This is a genomic window from Sphingomonas baiyangensis (genome assembly GCF_005144715.1).
Taxonomy (GTDB): domain Bacteria; phylum Pseudomonadota; class Alphaproteobacteria; order Sphingomonadales; family Sphingomonadaceae; genus Sphingomonas; species Sphingomonas baiyangensis.
Map to the genome: position 1 here is coordinate 1896796 of NZ_SWKR01000002.1, position 12675 is coordinate 1909470.

Annotated in this window: 16 protein-coding genes; 6 read left to right on the forward strand and 10 right to left on the reverse strand. The window is 67.3% G+C overall.

What is annotated here, in order from left to right; all coding sequences use genetic code 11:
- Position 1 precedes the first annotated feature (1 nt).
- The 5 genes from FBR43_RS12420 to FBR43_RS12440 all read right to left on the reverse strand — a co-directional run bounded on the left by FBR43_RS12420 (position 2) and on the right by FBR43_RS12440 (position 3881).
- A complete protein-coding gene (locus FBR43_RS12420; protein WP_136943410.1) occupies positions 2 to 1150 on the reverse strand; it encodes an efflux RND transporter periplasmic adaptor subunit in 1149 nt (382 codons plus the stop codon).
- Positions 1147 to 2418, reverse strand: a complete 1272-nt coding sequence (locus FBR43_RS12425) for a TolC family protein (protein ID WP_136944207.1) — start codon at positions 2416 to 2418, stop codon at positions 1147 to 1149. Before FBR43_RS12425 ends, FBR43_RS12420 begins: the two co-directional genes overlap by 4 nt.
- 61 nt (positions 2419 to 2479) lie before the next feature.
- Complete coding sequence (locus tag FBR43_RS12430; protein ID WP_136943411.1) at positions 2480 to 2869, reverse strand: hypothetical protein; 390 nt, start codon at positions 2867 to 2869, stop codon at positions 2480 to 2482.
- Positions 2866 to 3234: a DUF3703 domain-containing protein gene (locus FBR43_RS12435; RefSeq protein ID WP_249276580.1), complete on the reverse strand. Its 369-nt coding sequence runs from the start codon at positions 3232 to 3234 to the stop codon at positions 2866 to 2868. The genes FBR43_RS12430 and FBR43_RS12435 overlap by 4 nt, the downstream gene beginning before the upstream one ends.
- Positions 3231 to 3881 carry a cation transporter gene (locus FBR43_RS12440; RefSeq protein ID WP_136944209.1) on the reverse strand — a complete coding sequence of 217 codons (651 nt, stop codon included), beginning with the start codon at positions 3879 to 3881 and terminating at the stop codon, positions 3231 to 3233. The genes FBR43_RS12435 and FBR43_RS12440 overlap by 4 nt, the downstream gene beginning before the upstream one ends.
- 70 nt (positions 3882 to 3951) lie before the next feature.
- Between FBR43_RS12440 and FBR43_RS12445 the strand changes: the two genes are divergently transcribed.
- From FBR43_RS12445 to FBR43_RS12460, 4 genes are all read left to right on the forward strand, one after another.
- Positions 3952 to 4350, forward strand: a complete 399-nt coding sequence (locus FBR43_RS12445) for a MerR family transcriptional regulator (RefSeq protein ID WP_136943412.1) — start codon at positions 3952 to 3954, stop codon at positions 4348 to 4350.
- Between the two features lie 27 nt (positions 4351 to 4377).
- A complete protein-coding gene (locus FBR43_RS12450) occupies positions 4378 to 5049 on the forward strand; it encodes a class I SAM-dependent methyltransferase (protein WP_249276581.1) in 672 nt (223 codons plus the stop codon).
- A gap of 13 nt (positions 5050 to 5062) precedes the next feature.
- Positions 5063 to 5605, forward strand: coding sequence for an MAPEG family protein (locus FBR43_RS12455; RefSeq protein ID WP_136943414.1), 543 nt, complete (start codon positions 5063 to 5065; stop codon positions 5603 to 5605).
- 173 nt (positions 5606 to 5778) lie between these two features.
- The gene (locus tag FBR43_RS12460; protein WP_169542677.1) at positions 5779 to 7743 is read left to right on the forward strand and encodes a cytochrome c/FTR1 family iron permease; all 1965 of its coding nucleotides are present in this window, start codon (positions 5779 to 5781) and stop codon (positions 7741 to 7743) included.
- A 41-nt stretch (positions 7744 to 7784) separates the two neighbouring features.
- Here FBR43_RS12460 and arsH read toward each other — a convergent pair whose 3' ends face one another.
- Genes arsH through FBR43_RS12485 form a run of 5 tightly spaced genes read right to left on the reverse strand, consistent with a single transcriptional unit; the run spans position 7785 to position 10721 of the window.
- Positions 7785 to 8576: an arsenical resistance protein ArsH gene (gene arsH, locus FBR43_RS12465; protein WP_136943416.1), complete on the reverse strand. Its 792-nt coding sequence runs from the start codon at positions 8574 to 8576 to the stop codon at positions 7785 to 7787.
- A complete protein-coding gene (locus FBR43_RS12470; RefSeq protein WP_136943417.1) occupies positions 8573 to 8896 on the reverse strand; it encodes a YnfA family protein in 324 nt (107 codons plus the stop codon). Before FBR43_RS12470 ends, arsH begins: the two co-directional genes overlap by 4 nt.
- Positions 8893 to 9915 carry an ACR3 family arsenite efflux transporter gene (gene arsB / locus FBR43_RS12475; RefSeq protein WP_212611959.1) on the reverse strand — a complete coding sequence of 341 codons (1023 nt, stop codon included), beginning with the start codon at positions 9913 to 9915 and terminating at the stop codon, positions 8893 to 8895. The genes FBR43_RS12470 and arsB overlap by 4 nt, the downstream gene beginning before the upstream one ends.
- 37 nt (positions 9916 to 9952) lie before the next feature.
- Positions 9953 to 10381 (reverse strand): arsenate reductase (glutaredoxin), encoded by a 429-nt coding sequence (arsC, locus tag FBR43_RS12480; RefSeq protein ID WP_136943419.1) that lies wholly within the window; start codon positions 10379 to 10381, stop codon positions 9953 to 9955.
- Between the two features lie 7 nt (positions 10382 to 10388).
- The gene (locus tag FBR43_RS12485; protein WP_136943420.1) at positions 10389 to 10721 is read right to left on the reverse strand and encodes an ArsR/SmtB family transcription factor; all 333 of its coding nucleotides are present in this window, start codon (positions 10719 to 10721) and stop codon (positions 10389 to 10391) included.
- Positions 10722 to 11116: 395 nt separating this feature from the next.
- Here FBR43_RS12485 and FBR43_RS12490 point away from each other — a divergent pair, with 395 nt between their 5' ends.
- Positions 11117 to 11662 (forward strand): RNA polymerase sigma factor, encoded by a 546-nt coding sequence (locus FBR43_RS12490; RefSeq protein WP_136943421.1) that lies wholly within the window; start codon positions 11117 to 11119, stop codon positions 11660 to 11662.
- The gene (locus tag FBR43_RS12495) at positions 11662 to 12636 is read left to right on the forward strand and encodes a FecR family protein (protein WP_136943422.1); all 975 of its coding nucleotides are present in this window, start codon (positions 11662 to 11664) and stop codon (positions 12634 to 12636) included. The genes FBR43_RS12490 and FBR43_RS12495 overlap by 1 nt, the downstream gene beginning before the upstream one ends.
- The last annotated feature ends 39 nt before the right edge of the window (positions 12637 to 12675 follow it).

Consider the following 12675-nt stretch of genomic DNA (forward strand, 5'->3'; position numbering starts at 1 on the left):
ATCAGTCCTCATGCTCGGCTTCGCCCTTGCCGAGCTCTGCCTTGAGGGTGAAGGAATTGGTCGAGGCGATCTGCTCGGTACCGTTTAACCCCGCGGTGACGACCACCTGGCCGCCGTTGCGCCGTCCGAGCGTGACCGGCACCGCCTTGAAGCCGGTGGGCGTCCGCACGAACACATGCGGCTTGTCCTCGATCATCTGGACTGCGGCCGAAGGCACCGCGACCGTGGTGTCGCCGCCCGCCGGCACGATGATCGAAGCGCTCACCGTCTCGCCGACCCGCCAGTCGTTCGCACCATTGTCGAGCGTGGCGATCACCGACACGAGGCGGGTGGTCTCGTCGAGGATTGGCGAGACGAACGTGACGCGCCCTTCCTGCCGCCGACCGGGAGCCGTCACCTCGACGCGCGAGCCGGGCCGCACGCGCCCGGCGTCCGCCGGAAGCAGCGACATCGCAATGCTCACCGTCGAGAGGTTGGCGATGCGGAACAGCTCCGCGTCCGCCGTGACGGTTTGCCCAAGCGTTGCCGACCGGGCGACCACTTGCCCGGAGATCGGCGCTCGCACCGTGATCCGGTTGAGGGCGCCGCCGCCGCCGCCCGTGGCGGCAAGTTGCTGCTGGGCCTGGCGCAGCGCGATGTTGGCCTCGGTTGCAGCCGTACGCGCGGCGATCAGGTCCTGCTCGGGCGAAACGCGCTCGGCGAACAGGCGCTGCTCGCGGCGCAGGTTCGATTGTGCCAGCGCAAGCCGCGCCCGAGCCGCCTCGATGTCGCCTCGCAGCGTCGCCGCCTCGCGGCTCTCGATCACCGCGAGCACGTCGCCCCTGGACACCGACTGTCCGAGATTCCTCGTCAGCGAGACCAGGCGGCCACCGATCGCTGCGGATGCTACCTGCACGCCCTGGGGATCGCCCTCGATGGTCGCGCTGACTTCGATCGCGCCGGCGACGCCACCGACGGTCGGCCGAACGACCTCAATACCCGCCTCCGCGATTTGCTGCTGGCTGAGCGTGACGACGCCTTCTTCTGCATGCCCTTCTTCCTCGGCATGCTCGGCTGCTTCATTCCCCGCAGGCGCGCTCCCGCCACCGCAAGCGACAAGCGTGAAAGCAAGGGTGGCGGGCGCGATCGCCCGCAGCATGGACATCTTCATGGGCGATCTTCCGTGATTGAGGGCGCGCGGGCGGTGAGCCGCTCCAGGCGGGCCTGTGCATCGTGATAGGCAGCGAGCGCGTCGATTGCCGCGGCGCGGGTCTGGGCAAGCGTGCGCTCAGCCTCAAGCAGGTCGAGCTGGCCGAACTTGCCTTCGCGATAGCCGATCCGGGCGATGCGTGCCGCCTCCTGCGCGGCGGCGAGCGCCGGCCCCGCAGCGGTTCGCGCGTTGGCTTCGGCGTTGGCGACTTCGGTCTCGGCGGACGCGATCGCCTGCTGGGCATCAAGAACCGCGCCGCGTCGCAGCGCCTCTGCCTGATCGCGCTGCGCGCGCGCCGCATCGAGATTTGCGCGGCCGTTGTTGAACAGGGGCAGCGGTACGCTCACCCCGAACACTGCCGCGACATCATTGGTCGCCTCGAGCCGCCGCGCGCCCGCACTGAGCGTCAGGTCCGGGACGCGCTGACTGCGCGCGAGGCGCACCTGCGCGTCGGCCGTGGCGATATCGGCCTGGGCAAGTGCCAACGCGAGCGTGCCGTCGGCGCTCTTCGACAGCTTTGGCCCAAGGCCGTCGGTTCGCTCGAACCATGCGAGATCCAGCCGGCCAGGTTCCCGGCCGATCAGCCGAGCAAGGTTTGCGCGGGCGAGCGCGGCGGAACGCTCGCCCTGTGCAAGCGCGGTCTCGGCGTTGATGCGCTGGACGTCGGCGCGCTGCTCCTCGAGCGGCGAGGCGCGCCCGGCACGGACCCGCACCCGGGCACCGCGCAGGCTCTCGTTCGCGATGTCGCGCTGATCGCGAGCGACGCCAAGCCGCCGCTCGGCTGCTGCCGCCTCGACGAACGCCTGCGTGACCTTCAACCGAAGGTCGGCCTGGGCGGTAATCACTTCCAGCCGGGCACGGGCGGTCTGGGCGTCCGCCACACCGATCCGCGCCGAGCGCTTGCCGCCGAGCTCAAGCGGCAAGGACATGCCGACCGTCGTTTCGGCCGAGCTGAGGCCGCTATAGGGCCCGGTGCCGATGACGTTCTCGGCTTCCACGTTGATTGACGGGTTCGGGCGCAGTCCGGCCGCCCGGCGCTGGGCCTCGGCGGCGCGCACGCCGGCGGTTGCTGCCTCGACCCCGGGCGCCGTGGCACCGGCGAGCTCGAGCGCCCGGTCGAGCGTGAGGGTCTCGCCCGTCGGCTCGGCAGCGGGTGGCGGACTGGTCTGCGCCTGCACGGGTTGCGTGCAGGCCGCTGCGGCCAGGACGGCCGCTATGACACGATACATTGGATTGCTCCTGACGATGACGAACAAGCCGCGCGCTGTGTCGCGCGGGCGATGATCGGCGTCAGGCGATCGGCGGCCTCAGCGACCGATCCAGGGGTGCAGCAGTCAGGAGCGTCGACCGAATCGCGAAGAAGCGTGCCGGCAGAACCGAAGGAGCCTCGGCCTCGGAGCTGCCAACGGGGTCGGCGAAGTGGTGACCATGGCAGCCGCCATGGTGGTGCGGAACGCCCCTCTCCGTGTCCGGTGCCTGGTCCGCGTCGCCGTCGACATGACCGGCAAGCGCCGCGGCTGCCACGTTGCCCGGCAGACAGAGCTGCTCGCTCGCATGCGCGAGTGGCGCCATCCCCACCGAGAGGAGGAGCGCCATTCCGACGAGAAGGCCAAGGAGCCGCTGCACCCCGCGGGCGATAGCAGCACCGGCATCACCTGTCAGCGTCCGAACCTTGCTCATCCGCCAGCCTCCTCAAGCGCGCGCCGCAGATCGCCGGGGACCGGCATGGGTGCGAACGGATCGACCCGCGCCCGTCCGGTGTTCCCGACGGGCGTCCGGCCGCTGAGCGTGCCCAATGGCGCAAGGGCCAGCCTCAGAAGCTGACCGGCCGCCTCGCGCAGGTCAGCGGTGCGGAGCCCATACATCAGCATGATCCCATGGACGCGCAGATGTAGGAACAGATCGGACTGGGAGACGATATGTGCCCGCTCCAGTGCCCACCAGGCGCTGCCGACGTCACCGACCGAGGCTGCCCAGCGTTGACGCTCGAGTTCGGCGTCCACGAGGCGGCGAAGGTTCGGATCGGCGGGCGAGTTCGCCATCATGCCACGCCGGCCAGCGGGTCGTCGCAGGCGTCGCGCTCGCCGGCGAGTTCGCGTCTGGCCTGGCGGATGATCTGTACGCCGCCCGAGATTCCGAGGAGCGCCATGATGGCAGCGACGATCAGGTCCGGCCAGGCGGTGCCGGTTCCGAACACGCCCGCCGCAGCCAGCACGACCGCGACATTGCCGATCGCGTCGTTGCGCGAGCAGATCCATACCGAGCGCATGTTCGCGTCACCCGAGCGGAAACGGTAGAGCATCAGGGCGACGCCGGCATTGGCGACCAATGCTGCCACGCCGACCACGCCCATGAGTTCGGCGTCGGGGGTGCGCCCCTGCCAGACCGCCCACAGGCTCGCGGCAAGCACATAGATTCCAAGGATGGCCAGCGTCGCGCCCTTGAGCAGCGCTGCGCGCGCCCGCCAGGCGAGCGCCATCCCGGCGACCCCGAGGCTGATGGCATAGTTCGCGGCATCGCCAAGAAAGTCGAGTGCGTCCGCCTGAAGCGCCTTGGAACCGCCCGCCACGCCCGCGGCCATCTCGGCCACGAACATCGCAGCGTTCACAGCAAGCGCGATCCACAGTGCGCGCCGCCACGTTGGATTATTGTTGGCGTCGGGCTTTGCCGACGCACAGCTGTTGCAGGCCATTTCCACCTCGAACGACTCGATGTGAGAGGCTATATGCACCCTGTAGCAACTCTAGGGTCAAGGGCTGGCAATGCAGATTGGCGAACTCGCACGATCGACAGCGACGAAGGTCGAGACAATCCGCTTCTATGAGAAGATCGGATTGCTGCCGGCTCCGGCGAGGACCGAAGGCAATTATCGCGACTATGGACACGCGCATCTGGCTCGCCTCTCCTTCGTTCGCCGGGCGCGCGACCTCGGCTTCACGCTCGATCAGGTGCGTGCGCTGCTCGCGCTGTCGGACGAGCGGGACGGCTCGTGCGGCGCGGTCGATGCGGTCGCGCGCATGCATCTCGCGGAGATCGACCGTAAGATCGCGGACCTACGCGCGCTGCGTCGCGAACTCGACGACCTGATCGGCCAATGCTCGCAAGGATCGATCTCGACCTGCCGGATCATCGAGGCGCTCGGTCCGGCGGAGGCGGCTTGACCCTAGAGTCACTACAGGGTGCACAATGTGTCCGACTCGCACGAGGAGGACAAGGTGGGCGAACAGAACTATACGCCACCGCTCGGAACCGGTGACACCCAGGACTATGATCGCGCAATCCGTATCTGGACGCGCGAGCGACGTTGGCGAAGCGCACTTCTACAGGCGACCGCGCCCGTAGCGGGCGAAACGATCATCGATTTCGGCTGCGGCACCGGCACCTTCGCCGTGATGCTGAAAACTGCGCAGCCCGACGTGCGCGTCATCGGCATCGATCCGGACGAGGAAGCGCTGACGATTGCCCGCGCCAAGGCCGAGCAGGCGGGTGTCGACGTCGAGTGGCGCCGAGGGTTTGCGAGTGATCTCGCCGGCGACTCAGCCGACGCGGCCGTGTCCAGCCTCGTTTTCCACCAGATGCCGGTCGTGGAGAAGGCGCGCGCCTTTGCGGCGCTTTTGCAGGTACTGCGCCCCCGGGGGCGACTCCTCGTCGCCGACTATGGCCGCCAGCGCGGCCTGATGCGGCTGTTGTTTCGAGCGACGATCCAGCGACTCGACGGCGTCGCCGACACCCAGCCGAATGCCGACGGCATTCTCCCGGACCTGATCAGCGAGGCAGGCTTTGTCGATGTTCGCGAGATCGACCGCGTGCACACGGTAACCGGCACGATCATGCTATTGGAAGCAAAGCGGCCCGCCTGACACAGGAGCAGGAATGGACGTAGTCATGGAACAACGGCTGGTGCGGCGCGGAGCCGTGCTGGCATTCGTCCTTACCGTCGCGGTCTGCACGGCATCGCTGCTGCTGTTGCCGCGCCTGATGGCATTGCCGTCTGAGATAGCGCCCAGGCTGGCGCTCGCGATCCAGACCAGCGTCCCGCATCTGCTGTGCGTTCTCGTCGCTATCCAGCTCGTGTCCAGCGGCAGGTATCGCTCGGCGGCCGACATCGCAGGCGCGGCGGCAGGTCCACCAAGCCCGCAGCTCGCGGTCAAGGTGGCGTTTCTGCAGAACACGCTCGAGCAGGCGTTCGTCGGCGTGTGCATGAACCTTGCGCTGGCTTCAGTTACGGGCGGCAGCGTCCTCGCGCTACTGATCGCCTCCGCCATCCTCTTCCCGATCGGTCGCCTGCTTTTCTACCGCGGATATCCAGGTGGCGCCGGCTCGCGAGCCTTGGGCATGGCATTGACCGCGCTCCCGTCGCTCGCCTGCCTCGGTGCCGCCGGCGTCGTAACGATAGCCAAGCTGGTCGGCGCGTAGAGCGACCAGCCGTGTGGCCATGGCGCGATGAGCGAAGCGAGAACATCGCGAATGCGGCCGGTAATATGGTCGACCTGCGAAAAGCCGCTTGACCCTCTAGCGGCTAGAGGGTGCAAATCGCGAACGATTCCTAAGAAGCGATTCCGTCAATGAACCGAAACTTTCGCGCTCCCATGCCTGCAGGAGATGTAAGCCGCCGATTCGGCAGGTGGCTGGCGATCGTTCTGGCGTTGCTCGCATTCTGCCTCCCGGCAAGCGCCTCGGCCAACGCTGCTGGCGTACAGACGATCTGGCGGCTGCTCGATTACATCGCAGTCGATTATGCCGGCGCCGTTTCGGGCGGCAAGGTCGTGAGCAGCGCCGAATATGCCGAAATGACGGAGTTCGCCGGGCAAGTCGAAGAGAGGGTGCAGGCGCTGGCGCCGACCTCGGCCAAGTCCGACCTGCTCCGGCGAACGGGGATTTTGCGCGTAGCAATTGCTGCCAAGGCTGACCCCAGGGCGGTAGCGGAGCAATCCAGAACATTGGCGTCGGCCTTGCTCGCGGCCTATCCGGTGCCTCTCGCGCCCACGTCTCCGCCTGATCTTGCACGCGCCGACAAGCTCTACGCACAGAATTGTGCCTCCTGCCATGGAATGAACGGCGACGGCCGCGGCCCGAATGCTGCCCGGCTCGATCCGCCGCCGATCGCCTTCAGCGACAAGGACCGCGCCGACCAGCGCAGCCTGTTCGGGCTCTATCAGGTGATCAGCCAAGGTCTCGACGGCACGGCGATGCAGAGCTTCGAGGCGCTACCCGAGATCGACCGCTGGGCGCTCGCGTTCCATGCCGGCCAGCTCGCTTATCCGGAAACCGCGGCGCGCGAAGGCGAGCGGCTGTGGCGCGAGGATGCGACGGTACGCGCCAGATATCCCAACCTGGCGGCGCTGGTCGGCTCGACACCAGCTGCGCTAGCGGCCGATCTCGGCGGCGAAAAGGCGCTCGCGCTTACTGCTTATCTGCGCCGTCATCCCGAAGCCGTGACCGCGCGCCTCCACGGCTCGCTCGCGCTGACCCGCGAACGGCTCGGGCAGAGCCTTGCCGCTTACCGCAAAGGCGACCGAAAGGGGGCGTCGGATCTTGCGCTCTCCGCTTATCTCGACGGCTTCGAACCGGTCGAGCCGGTGCTCGCAGCCCGCGATGCAACGCTGATGGCGAGGATCGAGCGTGGGATGGCGGAACTGCGCGCGGCAATCGGGGAAGGCCGCCCGCTCGGCGAGGTCGAAGCCGCAAACCGCGCGCTCGTCAGCCTGTTCTCCGAAGCCGAAGCCGCGCTGGCGCCGGATCGCGCGAGCGGCCTGTCCAGTTTCCTCGGCGCCTTCGGCGTGCTGCTGCGTGAGGGCCTCGAGGCGCTGTTGATCGTCATCGCAATGATCGCGTTCCTCAAGAAGACCGAGCGCAGCGAGGTGCTTGGGTTCGTGCATGGCGGCTGGATTGCCGCGCTCGTCGCCGGCGTCGCCACCTGGTTCGTCGCGACCTATGTCATCAGCGTGAGCGGCGCGTCGCGCGAGCTGACCGAAGGCTTCGGATCGCTGTTCGCGGCGATCATCCTGCTCACCGTCGGCATCTGGATGCACGGAAAGAGTAATGCTGAGGCCTGGCAGCATTATGTGAAGGAGAAGGTCAGCGCGGCGCTGTCTCGCCGGTCGGGTTGGTTCCTGTTCCTGCTCTCCTTCGTGGTCGTCTATCGCGAGGTGTTCGAGACGATCCTCTTCTATGCGGCCCTGTGGGCGGAGGGGAACGGGGTCGCCATGCTCGCCGGAGCCGCCGCTGCTGCAGCTCTGCTGGCAGTGATTGCATGGATCATGTTGCGCTATAGCGCTCGCCTGCCGATCACCCAGTTCTTCTCCTGGAGTTCGATCCTGATCGCCATCCTCGCGGTCGTGCTCGCCGGGAAGGGCATCGCGGGTTTGCAGGAGGCGGGCGTTATCGGCGTGCGACCGCTCGACAGCGTGCCACGTATCGACATCCTCGGCCTGTTCCCGACCGTCCAGACCGTGCTTGCCCAGATCACGGCGATCCTGATCCTGGCCGCGGGCTTCTGGTTCAGTGGCCGCAGCGCGGCCGCCACACGTTCGCCGGCGTCGCCAGCCGAATAGCGCTTGGCTCGAGTGCCGAGGCCGCGCCAGCCGTGAGCCGGCTATTCGGCGGGTGAGGCGACATCCCGGCCGGTGGACTGCAGCCGTGTGTCCGGACGGATGGCAATCGCCGAGTGATCCTGCTCGCCAGCCGCTGGCTTGTTCGCCGCCTTGCGCTCGGAATATCGATCGACCAGCTCTTCCCGATGCAGGCGGATCAGAATGGTGAAGCGAATCAGCTCCTCCATCACGTCGACGATGCGGTCATAATAGCTGGAGGGCTTCATCCGCCCAGCTTCATCGAACTCCTTGTACGCCATCGCGACCGACGACTGGTTCGGGATCGTGAACATCCGCATCCAGCGGCCGAGCAGCCGCAGCGTGTTGACCGCGTTGAACGACTGCGATCCGCCGGAGACCTGCATCACCGCGAGCGTGCGACCCTGGGTCGGCCGCATGCCCTTCATCTCGAGCGGCAGGTGATCGATCTGTGCCTTCATGATGCCGGTGATCTGGCCGTGCCGCTCGGGGCTGCACCAGACCTGCGCTTCCGACCAAAGCGCGTGCTCGCGCAGTTCGTGGACGGCGGGATGGTCGTCGCCCTGTACCTGATCCGGGAGCGGCAGGTCGCCTGGATCGAAGATGCGCGTCTCGGCGCCGAACAGCTGGAGCAGCCGCGCGGCCTCTTCTACGGCGAGCCGGGAGAAGGAGCGCTGCCGAAGCGATCCGTAGAGCAGCAGTATGCGCGGCGGCGGCTGATCGTCGCCAAGGCCGAGACCAAGACGCTTGCGCACGAACGCCGGGTCGAGCGCCGGCAGATAGTCTGGATCGACCAGGGTGCGGAGGCGCTTCATGCGGCTCTCGGCCCGAACAGGATAATGCCGGCACCAACGAGACAGATCACCGCCCCGCCCACGTCCCACCGGTCGGGCCGCAGGCCTTCGATCGCCCATAACCATCCCAGCGAGGCGCAAATGTAGACGCCACCATAGGCCGCATAGGCTCGGCCAGCTGCCTCGCTGTCCACCAGCGTCAGCATCCAGGCGAATAGTGCAAGCGACACCATGCCCGGCACGACCCACCATGGCGAATGTCCCAGCCGCAGCCATGCCCAGAAGGCGAAGCAGCCGGCGATCTCGGCGAGCGCAGCGCCAATATAGGCCAGCGGAGTCATGCGGCTTCGCACCACGGGCGCGTACGCTTCACGATCGCGACGACCGAGAGCATGACCGGCACTTCGACGAGGACGCCGACCACGGTCGCGAGCGCGGCGCCCGAGTGGAGGCCGAACAGCGAGATCGCCGCAGCGACTGCCAGTTCGAAGAAGTTCGACGCGCCGATCAGCGCGGCGGGGGCGGCGACGCACCAGGCGACGCCGAAACGCCGCGACAGCCAATAGGCGATGCCCGCGTTGAAATAGACCTGGATCAGGATCGGCACCGCCAGCAATGCGATGACCAGCGGCTGGCGGACGATCTGCTCGCCCTGGAAGCCGAACAGCAGGATGAGCGTGGCGAGGAGCGCGACCAGCGAGGCGGGACCCAGCCTGCCGAGCAGCCGATCGAGCGCCAGCTGACCGCCCGAGGCGAGCACCGCCGCCCGGACGAGCTGGGCGACGATCACGGGAACGACGATGTAGAGCACGACGGACAGGAGCAGCGTGTCCCAGGGGACGGTCACCGATGCGACGCCGAGCAACAGGGCGACGAGCGGCGCGAACAGGAAGATCATGAGCAGATCGTTCAGCGCGACCTGGCTGAGCGTGTAGGTCGGCTCGCCGTCGCAAAGGTTCGACCACACGAACACCATGGCGGTGCACGGGGCGGCGGCGAGCAGGATCAGGCCGGCGATGTAGCTGGACGCCTGTCCTTCGGGCAGCAGCGGCGCGAAGAGCCAGCCGATGAACACCGTGCCGAGAAGCGCCATCGAGAACGGCTTCACTGCCCAGTTCACGAAGAGGGTAACGCCCACTCCTTTCCAGTGCTGCCGCACCGAACCGAGCGCGCCGAAGTCGATCTTCAGGAGCATGGGGATGATCATCAGCCAGATGAGCGCCGCCACGACGAGGTTGACTCGAGCGACCTCCGCCGCGGCGATCGCCGCGAACGCGCCGGGCAGCGCATGACCGAGCGCAATGCCGATCACGATGCACAGCGCGACCCACAGGCTCAGATAACGCTCGAACAGGCTCATCGCCGGACGCGGCGCAGCGGATGCGAGAGTCGCCACTTCAGACCAGTCGATTGCCGGTGACGTCGACGACCTGTTCGCCATCTTCCTTCGCGAACGCGCCCTGCTGCGGTTGCGGTAGGATATCGAGGACCGCTTCTGAGGGGCGGCAGAGTCTCACCCCAATCGGGGTCACGACGAGCGGCCGGTTGATCAGGATCGGATGCGCCATCATCGCGTCGATCAGTGCGTCGTCGCTCAGGCTTTCGTCGGCCAGGCCGAGCTCGCCATATGGCATGCCCTTCTCGCGGAGCAGCGCGCGCGGCGTGATCCCGGCACGCTCGATCAGCTGGACGAGCAACGCGCGGGCCGGCGGCGTCTTCAGATACTCGACGACATGCGGCTCGATGCCGGCGTTGCGGATCATCGCCAGCGTGTTGCGGGACGTCCCGCACTCGGGATTGTGATAGATGATGACGTCGACGGACATTGGAGCCTCAGTAGCAGGTGGTGAGTTCGGCGACGAGCGGCCCGCAAAGCTCCGCGCGGCCCTGGCAGCAGTCCTTGGCGAGAAAGGTCATCAGGTCTCGCAGCGCGTCGAGGCGCACCCGCTGGATGAAGTGGCGACCCCGCTTGTCGGACTGAACAAGACCCGCCTTGGCAAGGACGGCGAGGTGAGTGGAGAAGGTGCTCTGCGACAGGGCCAGCGCTTCGACGAGTTCACCCGTCGAAAGGCCCTCGGGCTCGTGGCGAACCAGCAGGCGGAAGGTCGAAAGCCGCGTGGGATGCCCAAGGGCGGCGAGGATCTCGATGGCGCTTTCCTGGTCCATGCATCGGGAATAGCCGATGCAATCTGGGACCGCAAGACGTATCGTATTTTTCCGATGCGTTTGGTTGTCCCCTTGGCCACGGCGACGCGTCAGGGTCTCTGGATCGCACCATAGTGGTTTGACTTCATGGGTAGCTGCTTGCCAGAGAAGGTGTTGCCGGCCTAACCTTTGTCCGTGCCGTGACATCGGCACCGAGGCGTGAGAACCTCGTAGGGTACCCTGTTCACTGGCCGACCGCCGGGTGGCCGACGCGCATGTCCAGGCTTCGCAGCTAAAGGCGTCGGCGCATGTAAACCCTACGTGTTCTCAACACCCGGCTTCGCCGGAGCCGTCTCGATCGGGAGACGGATCATGACACGCGCGGCACGGGCGGACGATACTGGCAGAGGCCAAGGGTGAAGGGGCCGGCGACGTTCCCCTTTGCCCAGCTTGGCACCGCCGAGCCGGACGCCGTCGATATCGACCGGCTATACCGCAGCGAGCGTTCGTCGCTGATCCGCTTCTTCGCGCGCAACCGTGCATCCGCGCATGAAGCCGAAGACCTCGCGCAGGAAGCCTTTCTGCGCCTTGCCCGCGCCGACGACGGTCCGGCTTCGATCACCAGGCCCGCAAGCTATCTCCGCCAGATCGGCCGCAACCTGCTCAAGGATCGCGTGCGATCCGCCGAGTTCCGGCACATGGCGCCGGATGTCGATGTGGCGCACGCCATTTCGGACGTTGATGAGCTTGGCCGCCTGGAAGCGCGCGATAGTCTGCGCCGGCTCGAGACAGCCATGATTCGTCTGAAGCCGCGGTCGAGGGATATCTTCCTCGCCCACCGTCTTGATGGCATGACCTATCTCGAAATCGCGGAGAAGACGGGGTTGAGCGTGAAGCGCGTCGAGAAGATCATGTCGAAGACGATCGGGCAGCTGACGCGCTTCATGGAGCAGGATGCCTGATGCCGGGCGGCGAGGACGCGCGCGAGGAAGCCAGTCGCTGGTGGGGGCGCATGCACGGGCCTCATGCGGAGGAGTCGCGCGCCGAGTTCGAACGCTGGCGCGCGGCAGATCCGCGAAACGCGGCCGAATACGCCGCCCTCGAGCGGACCTGGACGCTGGCGGAAGGCCTGGGCGCCACTGCGGTCGGTCGGGACCGGTCGCTCAAGCCGCAGCCGCGCCCGCTCGCCTGGGCCACCGCGCCTCGTCTCGCGCTCGCTGCCGCCGCGATGATCGTCATAGCGCTGTTCGTGACCCTCCAGCCCGGGCGCAACCCGAACCTCTCGCTCGTATCCGTGGCGCACGCGACCTCGGTCGGCGAGATCCGCACGGTGACTTTGCCTGACGGGTCGTCGGTGACGCTCGACACAGACACGCGGGTGGAGGTCGCGTTCGACGACAAGGTCCGCAAGGTCAGGCTGCAGCGCGGTCGCGCGCGCTTCGACATCCAGCCCGATCCCGCCCGCCCGTTTCTCGTCGAGGCGGGCGGGAAGGTGGTCTCGGCCCCGGAGGCGGATTTCGACGTTCAGGCGCCGCCGGCCGGGCTTTCGGTCGTGTCGCTGCACGGCGCTTTGGAGGTTCGGCGGACGGGAGATATGGATGCACCGGCGGAACTGCGCATCCAGCCGGGACAGGCGATGCGCTTCGCCGCGAGCGGAGAGCCGCTCGCACCCGCCGGACCGGCCGGGAAGGGCAGCGACCAATGGGTATCGGGCATGCTGGTGTTCCACGGCGCGCCCTTGTCGGCGGTGCTTGAGGAAACCAATCGCTACGCTTCGCGCCCCATTGCGCTCGGCGAGCCGTCGCTCGGCGCGATCAAGGTCACCGGAGCCTTCCGTCCGCTTCCGGTCGATGAACTTGCGGCAAGCCTTGCTGCGGCCCTCGAGCTTCGAGTCCAGCGCGACGCCAACGGCAATATGATGCTCGTCCGACCCTAGTCGATTTTTTTCGCATGGATGGGGGGGGGTAAGTCCGCC

Coding starts and splice junctions, on each gene's coding strand:
- FBR43_RS12420 (WP_136943410.1), bottom strand. CDS start 1,150: ATGAAGATGTCCATGCTGCGGGCGATCGCGCCCGCCACCCTTGCTTTC.
- FBR43_RS12425 (WP_136944207.1), bottom strand. CDS start 2,418: ATGTATCGTGTCATAGCGGCCGTCCTGGCCGCAGCGGCCTGCACGCAA.
- FBR43_RS12430 (WP_136943411.1), bottom strand. CDS start 2,869: ATGAGCAAGGTTCGGACGCTGACAGGTGATGCCGGTGCTGCTATCGCC.
- FBR43_RS12435 (WP_249276580.1), bottom strand. CDS start 3,234: ATGATGGCGAACTCGCCCGCCGATCCGAACCTTCGCCGCCTCGTGGAC.
- FBR43_RS12440 (WP_136944209.1), bottom strand. CDS start 3,881: ATGGCCTGCAACAGCTGTGCGTCGGCAAAGCCCGACGCCAACAATAAT.
- FBR43_RS12445 (WP_136943412.1), top strand. CDS start 3,952: ATGCAGATTGGCGAACTCGCACGATCGACAGCGACGAAGGTCGAGACA.
- FBR43_RS12455 (WP_136943414.1), top strand. CDS start 5,063: ATGGACGTAGTCATGGAACAACGGCTGGTGCGGCGCGGAGCCGTGCTG.
- FBR43_RS12460 (WP_169542677.1), top strand. CDS start 5,779: ATGCCTGCAGGAGATGTAAGCCGCCGATTCGGCAGGTGGCTGGCGATC.
- arsH (WP_136943416.1), bottom strand. CDS start 8,576: ATGAAGCGCCTCCGCACCCTGGTCGATCCAGACTATCTGCCGGCGCTC.
- FBR43_RS12470 (WP_136943417.1), bottom strand. CDS start 8,896: ATGACTCCGCTGGCCTATATTGGCGCTGCGCTCGCCGAGATCGCCGGC.
- arsB (WP_212611959.1), bottom strand. CDS start 9,915: ATGAGCCTGTTCGAGCGTTATCTGAGCCTGTGGGTCGCGCTGTGCATC.
- arsC (WP_136943419.1), bottom strand. CDS start 10,381: ATGTCCGTCGACGTCATCATCTATCACAATCCCGAGTGCGGGACGTCC.
- FBR43_RS12485 (WP_136943420.1), bottom strand. CDS start 10,721: ATGGACCAGGAAAGCGCCATCGAGATCCTCGCCGCCCTTGGGCATCCC.
- FBR43_RS12495 (WP_136943422.1), top strand. CDS start 11,662: ATGCCGGGCGGCGAGGACGCGCGCGAGGAAGCCAGTCGCTGGTGGGGG.